This is a genomic window from Bradyrhizobium sp. INPA03-11B (genome assembly GCF_040446015.1).
GTDB classification, from domain to species: Bacteria; Pseudomonadota; Alphaproteobacteria; order Rhizobiales; family Xanthobacteraceae; genus Bradyrhizobium; species Bradyrhizobium macuxiense_A.
Window position 1 is genome coordinate 1 of the sequence record NZ_JASGSR010000023.1, and the last position, 16,468, is coordinate 16,468.

At 64.1% G+C, this 16,468-nt stretch carries 18 protein-coding genes and 1 pseudogene; 7 read left to right on the forward strand and 12 right to left on the reverse strand.

The window, feature by feature from the left end:
• The 3 genes and pseudogenes from QMZ05_RS11960 to purC form a co-directional block, all read right to left on the reverse strand.
• Positions 1 to 321 (reverse strand): annotated as a pseudogene (locus QMZ05_RS11960) (hypothetical protein); the annotation flags it as partial.
• A 13-nt stretch (positions 322 to 334) separates the two neighbouring features.
• Positions 335 to 577 (reverse strand): phosphoribosylformylglycinamidine synthase subunit PurS, encoded by a 243-nt coding sequence (purS, locus tag QMZ05_RS11965; RefSeq protein WP_021077860.1) that lies wholly within the window; start codon positions 575 to 577, stop codon positions 335 to 337.
• Positions 578 to 592: 15 nt separating this feature from the next.
• Positions 593 to 1,360, reverse strand: coding sequence for a phosphoribosylaminoimidazolesuccinocarboxamide synthase (gene purC, locus QMZ05_RS11970; protein WP_016843454.1), 768 nt, complete (start codon positions 1,358 to 1,360; stop codon positions 593 to 595).
• 348 nt (positions 1,361 to 1,708) lie between these two features.
• Here purC and QMZ05_RS11975 point away from each other — a divergent pair, with 348 nt between their 5' ends.
• A complete protein-coding gene (locus QMZ05_RS11975) occupies positions 1,709 to 2,032 on the forward strand; it encodes a DUF1476 domain-containing protein (protein ID WP_279705328.1) in 324 nt (107 codons plus the stop codon).
• A 60-nt stretch (positions 2,033 to 2,092) separates the two neighbouring features.
• On the opposite strand, the gene QMZ05_RS11980 is transcribed toward QMZ05_RS11975, so the two are convergent.
• Positions 2,093 to 3,037: a LysR family transcriptional regulator gene (locus QMZ05_RS11980; protein ID WP_353700924.1), complete on the reverse strand. Its 945-nt coding sequence runs from the start codon at positions 3,035 to 3,037 to the stop codon at positions 2,093 to 2,095.
• Between the two features lie 110 nt (positions 3,038 to 3,147).
• Between QMZ05_RS11980 and QMZ05_RS11985 the strand changes: the two genes are divergently transcribed.
• Positions 3,148 to 3,975, forward strand: coding sequence for an isocitrate lyase/phosphoenolpyruvate mutase family protein (locus tag QMZ05_RS11985; RefSeq protein WP_353700925.1), 828 nt, complete (start codon positions 3,148 to 3,150; stop codon positions 3,973 to 3,975).
• 51 nt (positions 3,976 to 4,026) lie between these two features.
• On the opposite strand, the gene cynS is transcribed toward QMZ05_RS11985, so the two are convergent.
• The 4 genes from cynS to QMZ05_RS12005 all read right to left on the reverse strand — a co-directional run bounded on the left by cynS (position 4,027) and on the right by QMZ05_RS12005 (position 7,231).
• A complete protein-coding gene (cynS, locus tag QMZ05_RS11990) occupies positions 4,027 to 4,515 on the reverse strand; it encodes a cyanase (RefSeq protein WP_353700926.1) in 489 nt (162 codons plus the stop codon).
• A 99-nt stretch (positions 4,516 to 4,614) separates the two neighbouring features.
• Positions 4,615 to 5,493, reverse strand: coding sequence for a sulfurtransferase (locus QMZ05_RS11995; protein WP_353700927.1), 879 nt, complete (start codon positions 5,491 to 5,493; stop codon positions 4,615 to 4,617).
• Between the two features lie 47 nt (positions 5,494 to 5,540).
• Positions 5,541 to 6,653: an acyl-CoA dehydrogenase family protein gene (locus tag QMZ05_RS12000; protein ID WP_353700928.1), complete on the reverse strand. Its 1,113-nt coding sequence runs from the start codon at positions 6,651 to 6,653 to the stop codon at positions 5,541 to 5,543.
• A gap of 35 nt (positions 6,654 to 6,688) precedes the next feature.
• The gene (locus QMZ05_RS12005; protein WP_106327264.1) at positions 6,689 to 7,231 is read right to left on the reverse strand and encodes an OsmC family protein; all 543 of its coding nucleotides are present in this window, start codon (positions 7,229 to 7,231) and stop codon (positions 6,689 to 6,691) included.
• Positions 7,232 to 7,486: 255 nt separating this feature from the next.
• On the opposite strand from QMZ05_RS12005, the gene QMZ05_RS12010 reads away from it, so the two are divergent.
• The gene (locus QMZ05_RS12010; protein ID WP_353700999.1) at positions 7,487 to 8,149 is read left to right on the forward strand and encodes a TetR/AcrR family transcriptional regulator; all 663 of its coding nucleotides are present in this window, start codon (positions 7,487 to 7,489) and stop codon (positions 8,147 to 8,149) included.
• On the opposite strand, the gene QMZ05_RS12015 is transcribed toward QMZ05_RS12010, so the two are convergent.
• Positions 8,146 to 9,180, reverse strand: coding sequence for a CNNM domain-containing protein (locus QMZ05_RS12015; RefSeq protein ID WP_353700929.1), 1,035 nt, complete (start codon positions 9,178 to 9,180; stop codon positions 8,146 to 8,148). The two genes, QMZ05_RS12010 and QMZ05_RS12015, sit on opposite strands and share 4 nt — an antisense overlap.
• 223 nt (positions 9,181 to 9,403) lie before the next feature.
• Here QMZ05_RS12015 and QMZ05_RS12020 point away from each other — a divergent pair, with 223 nt between their 5' ends.
• Positions 9,404 to 10,621: a GGDEF domain-containing protein gene (locus QMZ05_RS12020; protein WP_353700930.1), complete on the forward strand. Its 1,218-nt coding sequence runs from the start codon at positions 9,404 to 9,406 to the stop codon at positions 10,619 to 10,621.
• 24 nt (positions 10,622 to 10,645) lie between these two features.
• On the opposite strand, the gene QMZ05_RS12025 is transcribed toward QMZ05_RS12020, so the two are convergent.
• Together QMZ05_RS12025 and QMZ05_RS12030 are read right to left on the reverse strand one after the other, a co-directional pair.
• Positions 10,646 to 11,374: an SDR family oxidoreductase gene (locus QMZ05_RS12025; RefSeq protein WP_353700931.1), complete on the reverse strand. Its 729-nt coding sequence runs from the start codon at positions 11,372 to 11,374 to the stop codon at positions 10,646 to 10,648.
• Positions 11,375 to 11,465: 91 nt separating this feature from the next.
• The gene (locus tag QMZ05_RS12030) at positions 11,466 to 12,356 is read right to left on the reverse strand and encodes a LysR family transcriptional regulator (protein ID WP_353700932.1); all 891 of its coding nucleotides are present in this window, start codon (positions 12,354 to 12,356) and stop codon (positions 11,466 to 11,468) included.
• An 85-nt stretch (positions 12,357 to 12,441) separates the two neighbouring features.
• Between QMZ05_RS12030 and QMZ05_RS12035 the strand changes: the two genes are divergently transcribed.
• Positions 12,442 to 12,900 carry a PACE efflux transporter gene (locus tag QMZ05_RS12035; RefSeq protein WP_353700933.1) on the forward strand — a complete coding sequence of 153 codons (459 nt, stop codon included), beginning with the start codon at positions 12,442 to 12,444 and terminating at the stop codon, positions 12,898 to 12,900.
• Positions 12,901 to 13,113: 213 nt separating this feature from the next.
• Positions 13,114 to 14,340, forward strand: a complete 1,227-nt coding sequence (locus tag QMZ05_RS12040) for an ABC transporter substrate-binding protein (RefSeq protein ID WP_353700934.1) — start codon at positions 13,114 to 13,116, stop codon at positions 14,338 to 14,340.
• An 84-nt stretch (positions 14,341 to 14,424) separates the two neighbouring features.
• On the opposite strand, the gene QMZ05_RS12045 is transcribed toward QMZ05_RS12040, so the two are convergent.
• A complete protein-coding gene (locus QMZ05_RS12045; RefSeq protein ID WP_353700935.1) occupies positions 14,425 to 15,270 on the reverse strand; it encodes a c-type cytochrome in 846 nt (281 codons plus the stop codon).
• Between the two features lie 396 nt (positions 15,271 to 15,666).
• Between QMZ05_RS12045 and QMZ05_RS12050 the strand changes: the two genes are divergently transcribed.
• Entirely contained in the window at positions 15,667 to 16,359 is a 693-nt protein-coding gene (locus QMZ05_RS12050; RefSeq protein WP_353700936.1) for a glutathione S-transferase C-terminal domain-containing protein, read from the forward strand.
• Positions 16,360 to 16,468: the final 109 nt, after the last annotated feature.

The window sequence follows — 16,468 nt, forward strand, 5'->3', positions numbered from 1 at the left end:
TTCCAGCGCCTTGATGATCTGCTCCTGCCCCGCACGGAACTGGTCGAGCGTCATCTGCTTTCCGCCGGTATAATACCGGTAGCTCACCTTCGAGCCCGCGCCGCAGGACGACTGCGCGCAGCGGAACATGTGCACATCTGAGCCGCGGCGCTCGTAGCTCCATCCGCTGACCGTGAACGGCGGCGCCTGCGTCGTGGCGGAGGGTGGTGGCGGCGCCGATTGCGCCGAGACACCGCAGCTTCCAGCAACTGTCAGCAGGGCGGCCAACAACGATCGGACGACGATACGGTCACCGCCAGCAGCGAGGGTGGCTGTTGTCATCTGGCTCGCCCGGCTAGCTCAGGACCTCGACCCGGTAGTTCTCGATCACGGTGTTCGCCAGCAGCTTGTCGGCGGCGGCCTTCAGCGCCGCCTCCGCCTTGGCCTTGTCGGTCGCGGCGAGCTCGATGTCGAACACCTTGCCCTGCCGAACGCTGGCGATGCCATCGACGCCGAGCGACTTCAGCGCGCCCTCGATCGCCTTGCCCTGCGGATCGAGGATGCCCGACTTCAATGTGACAGTCACACGTGCCTTCACGATTGCCCCTTAAACTTAGCTCTTCACCAGCACCGGGCCGCTGCCGGCCGGTCGCTCGTTTTCGATCAGAATGCCGAGCCGCTTCGCGACCTCGGTGTACGCCTCGAGCAGGCCGCCCAGATCCCGGCGGAAACGGTCCTTGTCGAGCTTCTCGTTCGACTTGATGTCCCACAGCCGGCAGGAGTCCGGCGAGATCTCGTCGGCGACGATGATCCGCATCATCTCGTTCTCGAACAGCCGTCCGCACTCCATCTTGAAGTCGACGAGGCGGATGCCGATGCCGAGGAAGAGCCCGGTCAGGAAGTCGTTGACACGGATGGCCAGCGCCATGATGTCGTCGATCTCCTGGGGTGTTGCCCAGCCGAACGCGGTGATGTGCTCTTCCGACACCATGGGGTCGTTGAGCTGGTCGTTCTTGTAATAGAACTCGATGATCGAGCGCGGCAGCTGGGTGCCCTCCTCGATCCCGAGCCGCTGCGACAGCGAGCCGGCGGCGACGTTCCGCACCACCACCTCGAGCGGCACGATCTCGACCTCGCGAATCAGCTGCTCGCGCATGTTGAGGCGGCGGATGAAGTGGGTCGGCACCCCGATGTCGTTGAGGTGCTGAAACAGGTACTCCGAAATCCGGTTGTTGAGGACGCCCTTGCCCTCGATCACCTGGTGTTTCTTGGCATTGAACGCGGTCGCGTCGTCCTTGAAGTGCTGGATCAGGGTTCCCGGCTCGGGGCCTTCGTAAAGCACCTTGGCCTTGCCTTCATAAATGCGGCGTCGACGGCTCATTGGGATGTACCGTGTTTTGTTGAAATCCATGAATTTGGGTGCTCCGGATGACTTGGGGTTACGACCCACGACGGAGCTGCCGCGGAGGCCTGGAACCTGAGCTATCCAACTGGAAACAGAACAAGAACCACACCTGTTGGCAACCTATCTGATTGGCCCATCCAGCACAATCGATAGTGCCCCCTTGCGGGCACTTATACCGCCCTATCGAAAAGGGCCGATTCCGCCTGTTTTGCCTGCGGCTTAACGGCTCGTTGTCTTGCCGATTCCTCCCACTTATCTAGGCAGGCATCGGGGCTGCCGCAACGAGCTGCGGCCCGCATTCAGCAGGGGATTGGAACTTCGGCCATGAGCGAATTCGACAAGCGCGAGGAAGGTTTCGAGAAGAAGTTCGCCCTCGACGAGGAGCTGAAGTTCAAGGCGGAAGCGCGCCGGAACAAACTGCTGGGCTTGTGGGCCGCCGAGAAGCTCGGCATCACTGGCGACGCCGCCAACGCCTATGCCAAGGAAGTGGTGGCAGCCGACTTCGAGGAAGCCGGCGACAATGACGTCCTGCACAAGGTGTTGAAGGACCTCACCGCCAAGGGCCAGCCCGCCACCGAGCGCGACATCCGCGCCAAGATGGATGAGTTGCTGGCCGTTGCCGTGACCCAGGTGAAGGCAGGAACCTGAAAGCAGGAATAAGGAGGCGCGAACCTCGGCTCACGCCCGTGACGCTCCCGTTTCGACCTTCTACGCGCGCCGGACATTGCTCCGGCGCGACGTGTTTGTACCCCTCGCCCTGGTGAACTCAGCGCGGATGATGTCGAGCAGACGGCGCGACGCGGCGCTGAGGAAGCCGCCATGCCGCGTCACCGCGACGACCTCGTGGCTTGCGATGAGATTGCCGACGCGAATCGTCGCGATCGTCGAGGCGCGCAGCTCCTCCGCCGCATTGCTTTGTGACAGCAGCGCGATCCCGAGCCCCGCCTCGACCAGCCGCTTCTGCGCCGTCAGGCTGTCGACCGGTGTCCACGCGACCTCGCCGAGCCCGTGGGTCAGGAACAAGGCGAACACATGCGAGGCGGCGATCTCGCGCCGTCCCGGCACTTCGGGAAACGCGATCCAGCGCTCGTCCCTGAGATCGGCGAGACGGCCGACCCGGCGTCCTGCCAACGGGTGGTCCGGCGCGCAGACCACGCCGAGCGGCTCGGCGCACAGCACCTCGCAATCGAGCTCGCCCGAGCGGTCGCGATCGTAGCGCAGCCCGATCGTCGCCTCGCCGCGCCGGATCAAATCGCTGACCTCCGCGCTGGTCGCGGTGCGCAGCGTCAGCGTGACATCGGGATGCTGGCGGGCGAAGCGCTTCAGCACCTTCGAGAGCCGCTCGCCCGCAAGCGTGCCCGTCACCGCCAGCGCCACCGGACCGGAATTGTCGCGCAGCAGCGCGCGCACCGCGCTCTCGGCATCCTGCGCTGCCGCCACAGCCCGTTCGGCATAGGGCACCATCACCCGTCCGGCATCGCTGAGCCGCGTCTTGCCTCCGATGCGCTCGAACAGGGGCACGCCGAGCTCCTGCTCGAGCAGCGCGATGCGTCTTGAGATCGCCGGCTGCGAGCGATGCAGCGCCTTGGCGGCATTGGAGATCCCGCCGCGGCGATGCACCACCAGGAACGTGTTGAGCGCGTCGCTGTCCATTCCCGCCTCATGCAAAAAGCTGATGATATCGAGAGAAATAACAAATTTGTCTGATGACCGAAACCGCCCTATCGCTGCTGCCAGTCGCTTTCCAACCGTCAGGAGTTCACATGCGCACCCAGGCAGACAAGGCAGCACGGTTTCGCGAGCTGCATCAGCGGCCCGGCGCCTTCATCATTCCAAATCCGTGGGACGCCGGCACGGCGAAGCTGCTCGCGGCGATGGGCTTCGAGGCGCTCGCGACCACCAGCCTCGGGGTCGCCAACACGCTCGGCCAAGCCACAATCTCCCTCGATGCCATCATCGAGAACTGCCGGGTGATATCGGAAGCCACCGACCTGCCCGTCAACGCCGACCTCGAGAATTGCGGCGCCGATGATCCGAAGACCGCGGCAAAGGCGATCGCGCGCGCGGCCGAAGCCGGCGTCGTCGGCGGCTCGATCGAGGATTCGACCGGCGACCGTGAACACCCGATCTACGACTTCTCGCTCGCAGTCGAGCGGGTGCAGGCCGCGGTCGAAGCCGCCCGCGCCCTGCCCTTCCCGTTCACGCTGACGGCGCGGGCGGAGAACTTCCTCTGGGGACGCAAGGACCTCGACGATACCATCAAGCGGCTGCAGGCGTTCGAGGCCGCCGGCGCCGACGTGCTGTATTCACCGGGTCTGTACGACATCGGCACCATCAAGACCGTGGTCTCGGCCGTGAGGCGGCCGTTCAATCTCGTGATGGGTTTTGCCGATCCGACCTTGACGGTCGAGCAGCTGTCGGCCGCCGGCGTCAAGCGCATCAGCGTCGGTGGCGCAATGGAACGCCACGCGCTGGCCGCATTCCTGCGGTGCGCCCGCGAGATGAAGGACAAGGGCGCGTTCACCTTCGTCCGCGATATGGCGCCGGTGAAGGACCTTCGCGAGGCGTTCGCGGCCGCCAAGAGCAAATAGAGGGTAGCGAGTAGCGAATGGAGAACCCGGTTCGCTCCTCGCCATTCGCCCTCACCCTTCCTTGAAGCCGTATTCCGGCACGTTGCCGCTGGCGCCGTAATATTTGTAGGGCAGGAACTTGCCGCTCATGGTGATCTTGACGCGGTCGCCCTTCGGATTGGCGACGCGCTCCAGCGCCATGTCGAAATCGATCGCCGACATGATGCCGTCGCCGAACTCCTCCTCGATCAGCGCCTTCCACGCCGGGCCGTTGACCATCACCATCTCGTAGAAGCGGTAGATCAAGGGGTCGGTCGGCGGCATCGGCGTGCCGGTGCCGCGCATAGGCACCTCGTTGAGCATCGCGATCTCGGCCTTCGTCAGCCCGAACAATTCGCCGGCATTGGCCGCCTGCGGCTTTGTCAGCTTCATCTGACCGAGGATCGCACCCACGATCAGGACCTCGGAATAGCCGCCGATTGTCTCGCAGATATGTTTCCAGCTCCAGCCTTTCTCGCGCTTGATGTCGAGCAGCTTTTCGGTGAGGTCTTCGCGTTTCATGAGGCTTCCTCCTTAGGCGTTGGCACGCAGGACCGACGCCGGCATTGATCGGCGTCCGGCTGCATTTTATGCCGCCGGACGCCGACAAACATGCAGTTTCTATGCCGCTTTGCCCGTTACGATGGCAGCAGTCGGCAAGCCTTCGTCGATCGGCAGTGCCGGATCGCGCGACCACTCGTTCCAGGAGCCGAAATACATCCGCACGTCCTTCACGCCGGCGTTCTTCAGCGCCAGGAAGGTGTTCGAGGCGCGCGCCCCCTTGAAGCAGTAGAGATAGACCGGCGTGGTCTGCGAGATGCCGACCGTGGCGCATTCCGCCAGAATCTCGTCCTTCGACTTGAAGCGCGGGCCTTCGCCGGTCGGCTTCATCATCCGGTACCATTCGAGCCACACGGCGCCGGGGATGCGGCCCTTGCGCGGGCAGAAATCCTTCCCATAAGGAGACGAGCTCTCGCCGATCCACTCGTCGACGTCGCGCACGTCGAGGATGGCGACGCCCGGCTTGCCGACCGCCGCCAGCATCGCCTTGGCGTCGATCATGATCTCGCCGGCCTCCGGCACGATCGCAAAGGAGGCCTTCGGCGGCACCGCAACGTCGGTGGTGACCGGCAGGTCCGCCGCCTTCCAGGCATCGAAGCCGCCATGCAACACCTTGATCTTGGGATAGCCCAGCATCGCCAGCAGGTAATAGCCGCGGCAGGACTGACCGAAGCCGGAATTCATCGACTGCTCGTAGATCACGGCGGTCTCCTTGCCGGAGAGGCCGGCGGCGCCGAAGGCGTCGGCGAACTTGGTCTTCAGCGCGTGCATGCCCTCCGGCGTCGAGGTCGCGAGATAAGTGAAGATGTCATGCACATTGACCGCGCCGGGCAGATGTCCCGCGGCATAGGCGTCCGGATTGCGCGTGTCGATGACGACACACGGCTCTTTCTTTACGAGCTCGGCAAGTTCGCCGGCGGTGATCAGAACGTCCGTCATGGCTCTCTCCTGTTGCGTGGTTGCTAGTCTTGGTGGTCCCGAAAGCTTCAGCCGTCCGCCAGCATCTTGCGCAGCTGCTTGGTGGCGGGCGTAACGATGGCGACGAAATAGGCCTCGCGCAGCCTGCGTTGGGCACGGTGGCTCATCAGGTAGCCGCGCGCGCCGCAATGGAGCATCGCCGCATGCGCGACCGCGACGCTGGCATCGCCGATGCGCAAGCGGAGCGTCACGACGCGGCGCCAGTAGCTGTCGTCGGCGTTGTAGGGATCGCTCGCCAGCACCATCGCCTCGTTCTCGAACTCGGCATAGAGCTCGCGGAATTGCAGCGGCTGCTGCGGCAGATAGCGATTGACGTGACCGAGCGGCGCATGGACCTCGTCCATGATGTTGATGCAGTCCCGCATCAAGCCGAGGCCGATGCCGGCCTGCAGCAGGATGAATCCGGCGCGGATCTTCTTGACGAAGGGGGCGGCCGGCTCGGCGAGGATTAATTCATCCGGCACGAACACGTCGCGGAACTGGACGCCGTAGGTGCCGGTGCCGTCCATTGCCAGGAACGGCTTGCACGGCGTCAGCGTGATCGCGGGATCGGAGCAATCAGCCAAGAACATGACCGTACCGCCCTCCTCGTCCTCGCGCTCGAAGATCGTGCCGAAGTAATGGCCGGGCCCGAGGTTCGACACCCAGGGCAGCGCGCCGCGAACGATGTAGCCGCCGTCGACCTTGCGACCCCTGAGCTTCAGCCGCTCGATGCCGAAGAAGCTCTTCATCGGGTTCGAGAGCCCGGTGCCGCCCAGCACGCGCCCGCGAGAGAAGCTGTCGCCGAAGCGCGCGGCGAGCTTCAAATTGGTGGAATTGGCGACGTACCAGACCAGCGTGTTCTGGCACCAGGCCATGAAGGCGGTGGCGCCGCAGACCTCGCCGATCGCGGCCATCGACTGGATGGCCCAGCGCAGGTCGGCGGGGCCCTCCTGCGGCACGTGGCTGCTCCACGCGCCGACGTCGCCGAGCCGGCGCAGGAATTCGCCGGGATAGACCGAACCGGCGTCGATCGCTGATGCGAGCGGCGCCAGTTCCTGACGGGCGAGGCGTGCGACCTCTCCCGCGATGGTCGGTGCGGGATCTCGCGCTGCGACCCGCGATAAAGCCAGTGACGTCATGGATGATCTCCGCACCTTGAATTGCCGGGCGACGCTTAAGCGCTGACCTCGAGATTGACGGGACGGGTGAAGGTGTTGGCGACCGGCGACCACTTCTTCACATGCGCCACCAGCGCGTCGATCTCGCCCTGCGCGACGCCCTCGCATTCCATGTCGACCTTGACGCGGACATCGGTGAAGCCGACCGGCTTCTCGCTGACGTCGCCGGTGCCCCACACCGCCGTGATGTTGAGATCACCCTCGAGCTCCAGCTCGAGCTTGTTGACGATCCAGCCGCGATGCACGGCGTTGGCGTGCAGGCCGACCGCAAGGCAGGAGCCGAGCGCGGCGAGTGAGGCTTCAGAGGGATTGGGCGCCGTGTCGTCGCCGAGCAGGCCCGGCGGCTCGTCGACGATATAGGGCGCGAGGTTGCGGATGTAGTTGGCGTGACGGAACTTGCCCTCGGCCACCGTCTTGCACTTCAAGGTCTTGATGACCTTCGGGTTGGCCTTGCCGTTGGCAATGAGCTGCTCGAGCCCGCCTCTGTCGATCGGCGCGAGGCAGCCGGTCAGTGCGGTTTTCTGGGCGACAGCGGTCATCAGTTTTCTCCCTGGGAGCGATGGAAATGGTCAGGATACCGAACGGTCTGTTTCCTGCACGAAGCGTGCCAGTCCCGCCGCAAATCAAAAGGCGAAATTCCGCAGACGCTTACGCGCGCCTGCCTGCGGATTGATCAGCGCCGTCTTGCTCAATCGCCAAGCAGATGCCGCGGCCTTGCGATTATTTTCAGCGCAGGAGAGCGCGCATGAAGATGCGGCTTGATGATTTCGCCGCGCTCCGATTTACTGCCGCACATGGCCAAATCGCTTGCGAAGAAAAAACCTGCCGCGGCGTTCACCGCCGGCGACGATGAATCGGCGCGCGGGCGCCTGCTCAATGCGGCGACGCATCTGTTCTGCAAGAACGGCATCAACGCCACCGGCATCGATGCGATCATCGACGAGGCCGGCACCGCGAAGACCACGCTCTACAAATTGTTCGGCTCGAAGACCAACCTGGTGCATGCGGTGCTGGAGAGCGAAGGCCGGCAGTGGCGCGAATGGTTCATCGGCGCGATCGAGGCCGGCGGCGGCGATCCGCAGACCAAACTGTCGCGGATCTTCCCTGCCCTGAAGAGCTGGTTCGCCGAGGAACGCTTCTACGGCTGCCCCTTCATCAACGCGGTCGCCGAGCACGACAAGGACGCCAAGCAGTTCCGCAATATCGCGCTGAAGCACAAGAAGGTGGTGCTGGCGCATATCGAGAAGCTCGCCGCCGAGATGGGCGCGACCGAGCCTGCCGTGTTGGCGCACCAGCTCGCACTGTTGATCGACGGCGCCATTGTCGCCGCCATGGTGTCGGGTGATCCAGCTGTCGCAGACACCGCGGGTCTCGCCGCCGGCAACCTGTTCGCCCCGGCCAAGGCGAAGAAAGCCAAGCGCGCGGGCAGCGCGGCGGAGCAGTTGCTCGCGGTCTAGGCCGCCGACCGCTTCTCCACGGTCGCAATGCCGCGCAGCAGCCGCCCGAGCAGGTCCGAGCCGGTGATGATGCGCTTCTGCCCGCTCCACACCAGGATCAAATCGTGCTCGATCACGTCGTCGCCCGGCGTCTCAGGCACCACCTTCATCAGCCCGATGACGTCGCCGAGCCGCGCCTTGGCGTCGCGCACGATGATCGGCCGGTGCCAGTAGGCGGTCGGATCGCTCTCGAGCTGGTTGAACAGCGCATCGCGCAGGAAGTGATGGGCGTCGAGCACGAACACCGGCTCGCCGGCGAGGTCGGTCACGATCACCCATTTCATCCCCGATGAATCGATCCGGCGCAGGAACGGATCGTCGGGCACGCGGTCGAATTTCGGCAGCACGCAGCGCTGATTGGCGAGCGGCAGGCTCAGGATGCTGGCGGGATCGATCACCTCGCCCTCGTCGCAGACCGAGACGTCGTCGAGGTCGAGGAAGTTCTGCGCGCCGGTCGCCTCCAGGCGGCTGATGTCGCCGCCGTCGACGACATGGCGGGCGATCATCTGCCTGATGTCCTGCTCGCGCAGATAGGTGATGCCCTCCGCCCCGAGCCACCAATCGAGCACGACAGCGGTCGGCTTCGCCAGCGGGAACAGCACGATGCGATAGAAATTCAGGAACGGCAGAAACCGCGCGGTCATCGCCAGCGCGTTGCGCGAGAAATAGGCCTGCGGGAAGATCTCGCCGAGCAGCGTGATGGCGAACGCCGAAAACACGAACGCGCCGACGCCGGCCAGCACCGAATCCGACAACAGCGTCAGCAGCACGTTGGTGGTGACATTGCCCCAGATGATGGTGGCCAGGATCTGGTTGGCGCTCTTGCGCAGCTCAAGTACCCGCACCGCATTGCGGTTGCCGCCGTCCGCCTCGATCTGCAGCCGCAACAGGCTGAGGCTGAACACCGCGAGATTGAGGCCGGCGAACAGCGCCGACTGCAAAATGCAGGCGGCGATCCCGATCCAGGTCGCGATGATCCCAAGATAGGCCATGGATGCCCCGCCTCGCTGTTGCGATTTTCGGCGCCATCACAGTCGAACGAGGTGACACCCGAATGACCGGACATTGATGCGGCGGCGACCGCTGCGGCCGGACGGCGCGGCGGCGCGAAGCGGATTTACGACCCGTCAATCACGTTGCGTGATCGGGGTCGGCCTTAGAGACCTGTTAGGGCCGGTCGGGTTTCTTGCCAGCTGAAAGTACGGGGCAAGAACAATGCAGTCCGAAAAAGGACGATATAGCCAGCCGCGCTGGGGCGTGACGCGCTGGCTCGCCGACGCCGGACCCGGCGTGCCTGACGACATCCGCGCGGCGCTGATCGGCGATCTCTACGGCTCGCTGCCGGTATTCGCGGCCGGCGCCGTCAACACGGTCGCAGTCGCGGCCGTGATTGCGATCCGCGAGCCGACCGCATGGTTCATCACCTGGGTCGTCCTCGAACTCGTCATCTGCCTGTCGCGACTGGCGGTGCTGGTGGCTGCGCATCGCGCGGCGCGCGAGCGGCGGCCGACGCCGACCGACCTGCACCTCGTGCTTGCGGTCGCCTGGAGCGCCAGCGTCGGCTTCGGCATCCTGATCAGCCTTGCCAGCGGCGACTGGGTGGTCGCGATGCTGGCCTCGCTGTCGGCTGCGGCGATGGTCGGCGGCATCTGCTTCCGCAACTTCAGCGCTCCCCGCCTCGCCGGAACCATGATCCTGCTCAGCCTCGGCCCGATCGTGCCGGGTGCGGCACTTGCCGGCGAGCCGCTGCTGTTCATCGTCTTCCTGCAGGTGCCGCTGTATCTCACGGCGATGACGGTTGCAGCCTTCCGCCTCAACAAGATGCTGATCGCGACCATGCGCGCCGAGCGCGAGAACGGCCACCTCGCCCATCACGACACCCTGACCGGCCTGCGCAATCGCGCCGGTTTCGTCGCCGCGCTGAACGAAAAGCTCGAGGCCTCGGCCGGACATGGCAGGCCGTTCGCGCTGCTGTTCTTCGACCTCGACAATTTCAAGCCGGTCAACGACACCTATGGCCACGCGGCCGGCGACCAGGTGCTGATGCTGGCCGCCGAGCGGCTGCGGCGCGCGCTGCCGGAGACCGACGTGATCGCGCGGCTTGGCGGCGACGAATTCGTGGTGCTGGCGAACGGCGTCACCGCCGAGCAGGCGCTCGCCGTCGGCCATCGCATCATCCAGGCCGTCACCATGCCCTACCGGCTCGCCGACGGGATCTTTGCGAAGGTCGGCGTCAGTGTCGGTGTCGCGGCATCGCCCGAGCACGGCACCGAGGCAGAGGAGCTGCTGGCGGTTGCCGACGCCGCACTCTATGAAGCCAAATCCGCCGGCAAGGCCCAGTGCCGCATGGCCTCCGTCGCCACCAACGTCGCGGCGCTGCGCCGGCTGACGAAGAAGGACCCCGCGCCGACGCTCGATCGCGGCGCCGCCTGAGACGAGGTCCGGCGGGCCGCCGCGCTACAGATCAAAATTCGTCGGCAGCATCACGACGTCGCGGATGGTCATGCCGCGCGGGCGGGTCAGCATGAAGATCACGACCTCGGCGACCTCGCTTGCCTCCAGCAGGCTGCCCGATTCCCTGGCCTCCGCGAGCTTCTCGGCCGGCCAGTCGGCGAGCAGCGAGGTGATGACCGGCCCGGGCGAGATCGAGCCGACGCGGATGCCGTGCTTGAACACCTGGCGCCGCACGGTCTGGACGAAGCAGTTGATCGCCCATTTCGACGACGCATAGACCGGCTCCCACGGCGTCGGGAAATGCGCTGCGAGCGAGCTCGTGACGATGATGTCGCCGGTCGCCCGCGCGATCATGTGCGGCAGCACGTCGTGCACGTTCTTCATCACGACGTTGACGTTGAGGTTCAGCATCCGGTCGATGGCGGCGCTGTCGGCATCGACGAGGTCGCCGCCGACATAGATGCCCGCATTGGCGTGCAGGATGTCGAGCTGGCCGGCTTTCTCGAGCACCTGTGGCAGCAGCGTCGCGCAAGCCCCGGGATCGAGCAGGTCGATGACCAGCGGGATCACCGCATCGCCGTGCCTGCCGGCGAGCGCCGCGAGCGCGGCGGCGTCGCGGTCGACCATCACCACGCGCGCGCCGGCCGCCAGCATCGCCTCGCTGCTCGCAAGTCCGATGCCCGATGCCGCGCCGGTTACGGCCGCGACCTTGCCTTCCAATTGCTTCGCCATCGTCTTCACCCTGTCAGGTCAGTGCGACAGGCATGGCAACACATCGCGCTCGCGATGTCAGCTCCCATGCGACGGTGCGCGTGTCCGGCGCTCACAGGCGGAGCATCGGCGGCCGCGTGGCGAAACGGCGGCGCAGCCATTTTGCCGCCGGTCCCGCCGGCCGCTGCTTGTGCCAGACCACTTCGAGCGCGACGGGATGCGCGCCCTCGTCGAATTCCAGTTCGGGAATGGCGAGGTCTTCGGCGACCTGCGAGCTCGCCATGATGTGCGCCGGGATCAGCGCCCAGCCGACGCCGTGCTTGAGGATTTGCAGGATCACCCAATGGCTCTCGACCCACCACACCTCCGCCGCGACCCGCAGCCGGTGCCGCTCGGTTCCCTCGTTGCGCACCGTGACCATGATCTGGCGGTGCCGCTTCAGGTCCTCCCAGTCCACCCGCCCATGCGCCAGCGGGTGGGTCTTGCCACACACGAGCTGCAGCGGCACCCAGCCGATGGTCTTGAAGCCGAGCTCGGGCGGCAGCTGCTCCTGCCGCCACATCACGCCAACATCGGCCTTGCCGTCGAGCACGAGGCGGCTGACGTCCTCCATGATCGGAAACAGCAGCTCGAGCTCGACATGCGGAAAGCGCATGGCGAATTCCGCAAACAGCTCGCCGACCGCGCTCTCCGGATAGAGCTCGTCGATCGCCACCACCAGCCGCTTCTCGACATGCGTCTCGAAGCTGCTGGCAACGCCGATCAGATGCTCACGGCGATCGAGGATCAATTTTGCTTCCGGCAATAGTCGCGCGCCCGCTTCGGTCAGCGCTGGGTTGCGGCCGGTCCGATCGAACAGCGCAAGTCCAAGGTCGGTTTCCAGATTGGCGACGTGCGTGCTGACGGCTGACTGCGCCTTCTTCAGAAGCCGCGCGGCGCCAGAGAACGAGCCTTGCTCGGCCGCCGCCACGAAGGATTCGAGCTGGTCCATGGAAACGGCCATCTATCTCTTTTCCAGATATTATCTAACTTTTTAATCCCACAATATCAGATAGAAATCCGATCACAACGACAAGAAAGGTCTCAAAATGTCCATGCGTTCCTTCTCCGACCGGATCAGGCACGCAGTCCTGTTCGAACTGATCGGTATCGCCATCTTCACGCCGGCGGCCGCCTGGCTGTTCAATCAGCCGGTCGCCCATATGGGCGTCATCGGCGTCGTCTCGGCGACGATGGCGACGATCTGGAACTTGCTGTTCAATCTCGGCTTCGACCATGCGCTGGTCTGCGTCACCGGCCGCGTCGTCAAGACGATGCCGATCCGCGTTGCGCACGCGATGCTGTTCGAGGCCGGTCTGATCGTGCTGCTGATTCCGTTCGTCGCCTGGTATCTCGGCATCTCGCTGTGGGCCGCGCTGATGATGGATATCTCGATCGTCGCGTTCTACCTGGTCTACGCGTTCGTGTTCAACATCGCCTACGATCGCGTGTTTCCGGTGCGCGAGCTCAGCGCGCACGGTCGCGCGAGCAGGGCCCTGCCGGCCTGATCGGCCTCTGCACTCGGCGCGGTGGATCATTCGATCCGCCGCGCCGCTCCGCATCCTGACACCGCGCCAATATTCCTGGTGGTAGCGACTGCACACAAGTTCTGCCGTGCAGCGGTCCTAGACTGATCCGGATCAAGCACCATGGAATGCTTGAAGCCGAGATGCCCGTCAGAGGCTGCCAAACGGCCAACAAGAAGAAGCGGAGAAATAAGAATGACAAGGAACCGTTCCCCCCGGCTCAGCCGCCGTCATCTCATCACGGGCGCCGCCGCCACCTCAGCCACGCTGCTGCTCGGCAAGCCCGCGATTGCCAAGGGCAAGACCGAGATCGTCATCGGCAACATTGACGCCTACTCCGGACCGGCTGCGGTCTATTCGTCGATCGGCCGCACGCCCGGCGGCTATTTCAAGATGATCAACGAGCAAGGCGGCATCAACGGCCGCATGATCAAGTACATCACCTATGACGACGCCTACAGCCCGGCCAAGACGGTGGAGCAGGCGCGCAAGCTCGTCGAAGGCGACGAGATCGATGTTCTGTTTGCGCCGCTCGGTGCGCCCACCAATGCGGCGATCATGAAGTACATGAACCTGAAGAAGGTCCCGCACCTCTTCATCGCCTCGGGCGCGACCAAGTTCGGCGACTACAAGAACTTCCCCTACACCATGGGTTTCCAGCCCTGCTACCAGATCGAAGGGCGCGCCTTCGCGCAGCACGTTCTCGCGACACAGCCGGATGCCAAGATCGGCATTGTCTACCAGAACGACGATTTCGGACGCGACGTGCTGAAAGGCTTCAAGGACGGACTCGGCGCGAAGGCGTCCGCAATCGTGGCCGAGCTTTCGTACGAGACCGCGGACCCGACGATCGACAGCCAGGTCGTGCGCTGCAAATCCGCCGGCGCCAACGTGTTCATGAGCATGACCACGCCGAAATTCGCCGCGCAAGGCATCAAGAAGATCGCGGAACTCGGCTGGCAGCCGGCGCATTATATCGGCAACAACGCCTCCTCCGCAGGCTCGACGCTGAAGGCCGCGGGCTTCGACGTGTCCAAGGGGATCATCTCGAGCGCCTATCTGAAGGATCCCGTCGACGTGGCCTGGGACAGCGATCCCGCCATCCAGAAATGGCGCGCTTTCCTCGACAAATACGATCCGGCGGCCGCCAAGAACGACATCTACGCGGTCACCGGCTATCTCACCAGCCAGATCCTGGTTCAGGTGCTCAAGCAGTGCGGCGACGACGTCTCGTCCGAAAACATCATCAAGCAGGCGGCAAACCTGAAAGACGTCGAGTCCGACATGTTGCTGCCGGGCATCAGGATCAACACCTCGCCGACCGACTACTATCCGCTCGAGCAACTGCAGCTGACGCGCTTCAGCGGCGAACGCTACGAACCGATGGGACCGGTGATCGACGGCGGCATCTCGAAGGCGTGAAGGCAGCAGGCGATATGCGAGGCGCGGACCCTCACCTGGTCCGCGCGTCTCCATCGTCATTGCCCGCCAGAAGCGGCTTTCAGACTATTCTTTTGCCGGCACCGTACGCAAATAGGCGACGATGGCGTCGAGGTCGGCAGCTGCCAGAGTGGCGTAGTAATGGAAGCCCATGGGCGGATTGAGCTTGCTGCCGTCCTTGCTGACGCCCTGAGTGATGGCGCGCTTGATCTCGTCATCAGTCCAGCCGCCAATGCCCTTCGTCTTGCTGGAGCTAATGTTCCGCGAAACCGAGACGCCCCAAGGTCCCGGAAACTTGCCGCCGCCGGCGCCCATGCTGGTCGCAAATTCTCGCCCTTGCGGCCCCATCGGCGTGTGGCACTCCATACAGTGTGCAATCGTGGCGAGGTAGAATCCTTGCTGCACCTTGTCGCCCAACATCGCTTCGGTGTACGGGCTTTCACCACCTGGGGGAACAGGATGTCCTTGTGGCATCTTGTAGACTGGCTCCGGCACCGCATTCCTGATCGGCTTGATGGTGTGCAGATAAGCGATCACTGCATCGAGATCGCGATCGGTCATGATCTCGTAGAAGCCGCTTGGCATGATCATGGCGACGTGCGTACCGTTGCGCTTGATACCCTTACGCATCAGTTGCTTGAGCTCTGCGTCGGTGTAATTGCCGATGCCGGTTTCCTTGTCTTGCGTGATGTTCGAGGCCGTGACCTTGAACGGCGGCTCATCCCATGACAGGCCGCCGGAAAAAGCCTTATCCCGGATCTCGCCCGATGGTCCCTTCGGGGTATGGCAGTTGCCGCAGGTCAGGATGCCATTGACCAGGTAATCACCGCGCGCGACCAAGTCCGATTGTGCGCTGGCCGGGTTGGTCAATATCGCACCGATAACGAGCGCTAGCGATCCGATACGGATCATAACGACGCCTCCAATCAATTAAATATGCCGATAGAACTCAGAGCGATTTCTGGCTTCAAAAAGGTCCGTCAACGAAATGTTCGCACGGGTGCCAACGTTGCGAAGGCCGCGCGCAAATCGAGATAGCCGACGCGCAAGAAAAAGGAGCGCGCGGATCAATGGTACGTCGCCGCCCCTTCTTTCGGCGCGTGACTGCCGAGGGCTAGCCAGACAAAATCTAGCAGGTTTTACGTGATTGAGAAGCCAACATGACTCCGCCGAAATTCGGGGCGCGACACATCAGGATCAACGCCTCACCGACCAATCGTTATCCGCCCGAGCACGGCGCGGTGGGCTAGCGTTTCCAACCGATCATTCTTGAGGTACCTTCATCCATCCTGAACGTGACGAGCCGCCATGCTCACGCTCTATTCCTATCCGCCGTTGTTCGGCGTCGCCGACAACAATGGCTACGGCCTGAAGGTATTTGCTTTTCTGAAGCTCGCGGGCGTGTCGTTCCGGCATGAGCACATTTTTGATGCGTCGAAGGCGCCGCGCCAGCAATTGCCCTATATCGTCGACGGCGATGACACCGTCGGCGACAGCGAGACCATCCTCCGCTATGTCACCGAAAAATACGGCGTGACGCTAGATGCCGCGCTGACGCCGGCGCAACGCACGACCAATCTCCTCGTCACGCGTACGCTCGACGATCTCTACTGGGTGATGTCCTATTCGCGCTGGAAGGACGAGCGCTACTGGCCTAAGTTCCGCGATGCGCTCAAGCGAGAGCATCCGGACCTCACCGACGACGGCTTGATGAAGGCCAAGGAGTTCAATGCGCAACGCTATCATTACCAGGGCATCGGCCGCTTCGAGCCCGACGCCGCGATGGCCCGCGGGCTCGCCGATCTCGCCGCACTGGGGAGCCTGATCCCAAAGAAAGGCTATGTGCACGGCGACAAACCGACGGCCATCGACGCCGGCATCTATGGCTTCGTCGCCAACATCTACTTCTACGACGTCGACACGCCGTTGAGGCGGTTCGTGGTCTCGCACGACGCTCTGGCGCGACACTGCCGTGCCATCCACGCGGCAGTCAGCACGTGAGCGCGAACTCATCAACCGTCAATTCGCGCCCTCGTTCCGTTCTACCGGCAGGCGCCTAGAGGCTGCGAATCTATCCGTCCCGTCATTGCGAGCGAAGCGAAGCAATCCA

Excerpts from the sequence above, each read along its gene's own strand:
- purC (WP_016843454.1), bottom strand. The coding sequence starts at position 1,360 with ATGAGCCGTCGACGCCGCATTTATGAAGGCAAGGCCAAGGTGCTTTAC.
- QMZ05_RS11975 (WP_279705328.1), top strand. The coding sequence starts at position 1,709 with ATGAGCGAATTCGACAAGCGCGAGGAAGGTTTCGAGAAGAAGTTCGCC.
- QMZ05_RS11980 (WP_353700924.1), bottom strand. The coding sequence starts at position 3,037 with ATGGACAGCGACGCGCTCAACACGTTCCTGGTGGTGCATCGCCGCGGC.
- QMZ05_RS11985 (WP_353700925.1), top strand. The coding sequence starts at position 3,148 with ATGCGCACCCAGGCAGACAAGGCAGCACGGTTTCGCGAGCTGCATCAG.
- cynS (WP_353700926.1), bottom strand. The coding sequence starts at position 4,515 with ATGAAACGCGAAGACCTCACCGAAAAGCTGCTCGACATCAAGCGCGAG.
- QMZ05_RS11995 (WP_353700927.1), bottom strand. The coding sequence starts at position 5,493 with ATGACGGACGTTCTGATCACCGCCGGCGAACTTGCCGAGCTCGTAAAG.
- QMZ05_RS12000 (WP_353700928.1), bottom strand. The coding sequence starts at position 6,653 with ATGACGTCACTGGCTTTATCGCGGGTCGCAGCGCGAGATCCCGCACCG.
- QMZ05_RS12005 (WP_106327264.1), bottom strand. The coding sequence starts at position 7,231 with ATGACCGCTGTCGCCCAGAAAACCGCACTGACCGGCTGCCTCGCGCCG.
- QMZ05_RS12010 (WP_353700999.1), top strand. The coding sequence starts at position 7,487 with ATGGCCAAATCGCTTGCGAAGAAAAAACCTGCCGCGGCGTTCACCGCC.
- QMZ05_RS12015 (WP_353700929.1), bottom strand. The coding sequence starts at position 9,180 with ATGGCCTATCTTGGGATCATCGCGACCTGGATCGGGATCGCCGCCTGC.
- QMZ05_RS12020 (WP_353700930.1), top strand. The coding sequence starts at position 9,404 with ATGCAGTCCGAAAAAGGACGATATAGCCAGCCGCGCTGGGGCGTGACG.
- QMZ05_RS12025 (WP_353700931.1), bottom strand. The coding sequence starts at position 11,374 with ATGGCGAAGCAATTGGAAGGCAAGGTCGCGGCCGTAACCGGCGCGGCA.
- QMZ05_RS12030 (WP_353700932.1), bottom strand. The coding sequence starts at position 12,356 with ATGGCCGTTTCCATGGACCAGCTCGAATCCTTCGTGGCGGCGGCCGAG.
- QMZ05_RS12035 (WP_353700933.1), top strand. The coding sequence starts at position 12,442 with ATGTCCATGCGTTCCTTCTCCGACCGGATCAGGCACGCAGTCCTGTTC.
- QMZ05_RS12040 (WP_353700934.1), top strand. The coding sequence starts at position 13,114 with ATGACAAGGAACCGTTCCCCCCGGCTCAGCCGCCGTCATCTCATCACG.
- QMZ05_RS12045 (WP_353700935.1), bottom strand. The coding sequence starts at position 15,270 with ATGATCCGTATCGGATCGCTAGCGCTCGTTATCGGTGCGATATTGACC.
- QMZ05_RS12050 (WP_353700936.1), top strand. The coding sequence starts at position 15,667 with ATGCTCACGCTCTATTCCTATCCGCCGTTGTTCGGCGTCGCCGACAAC.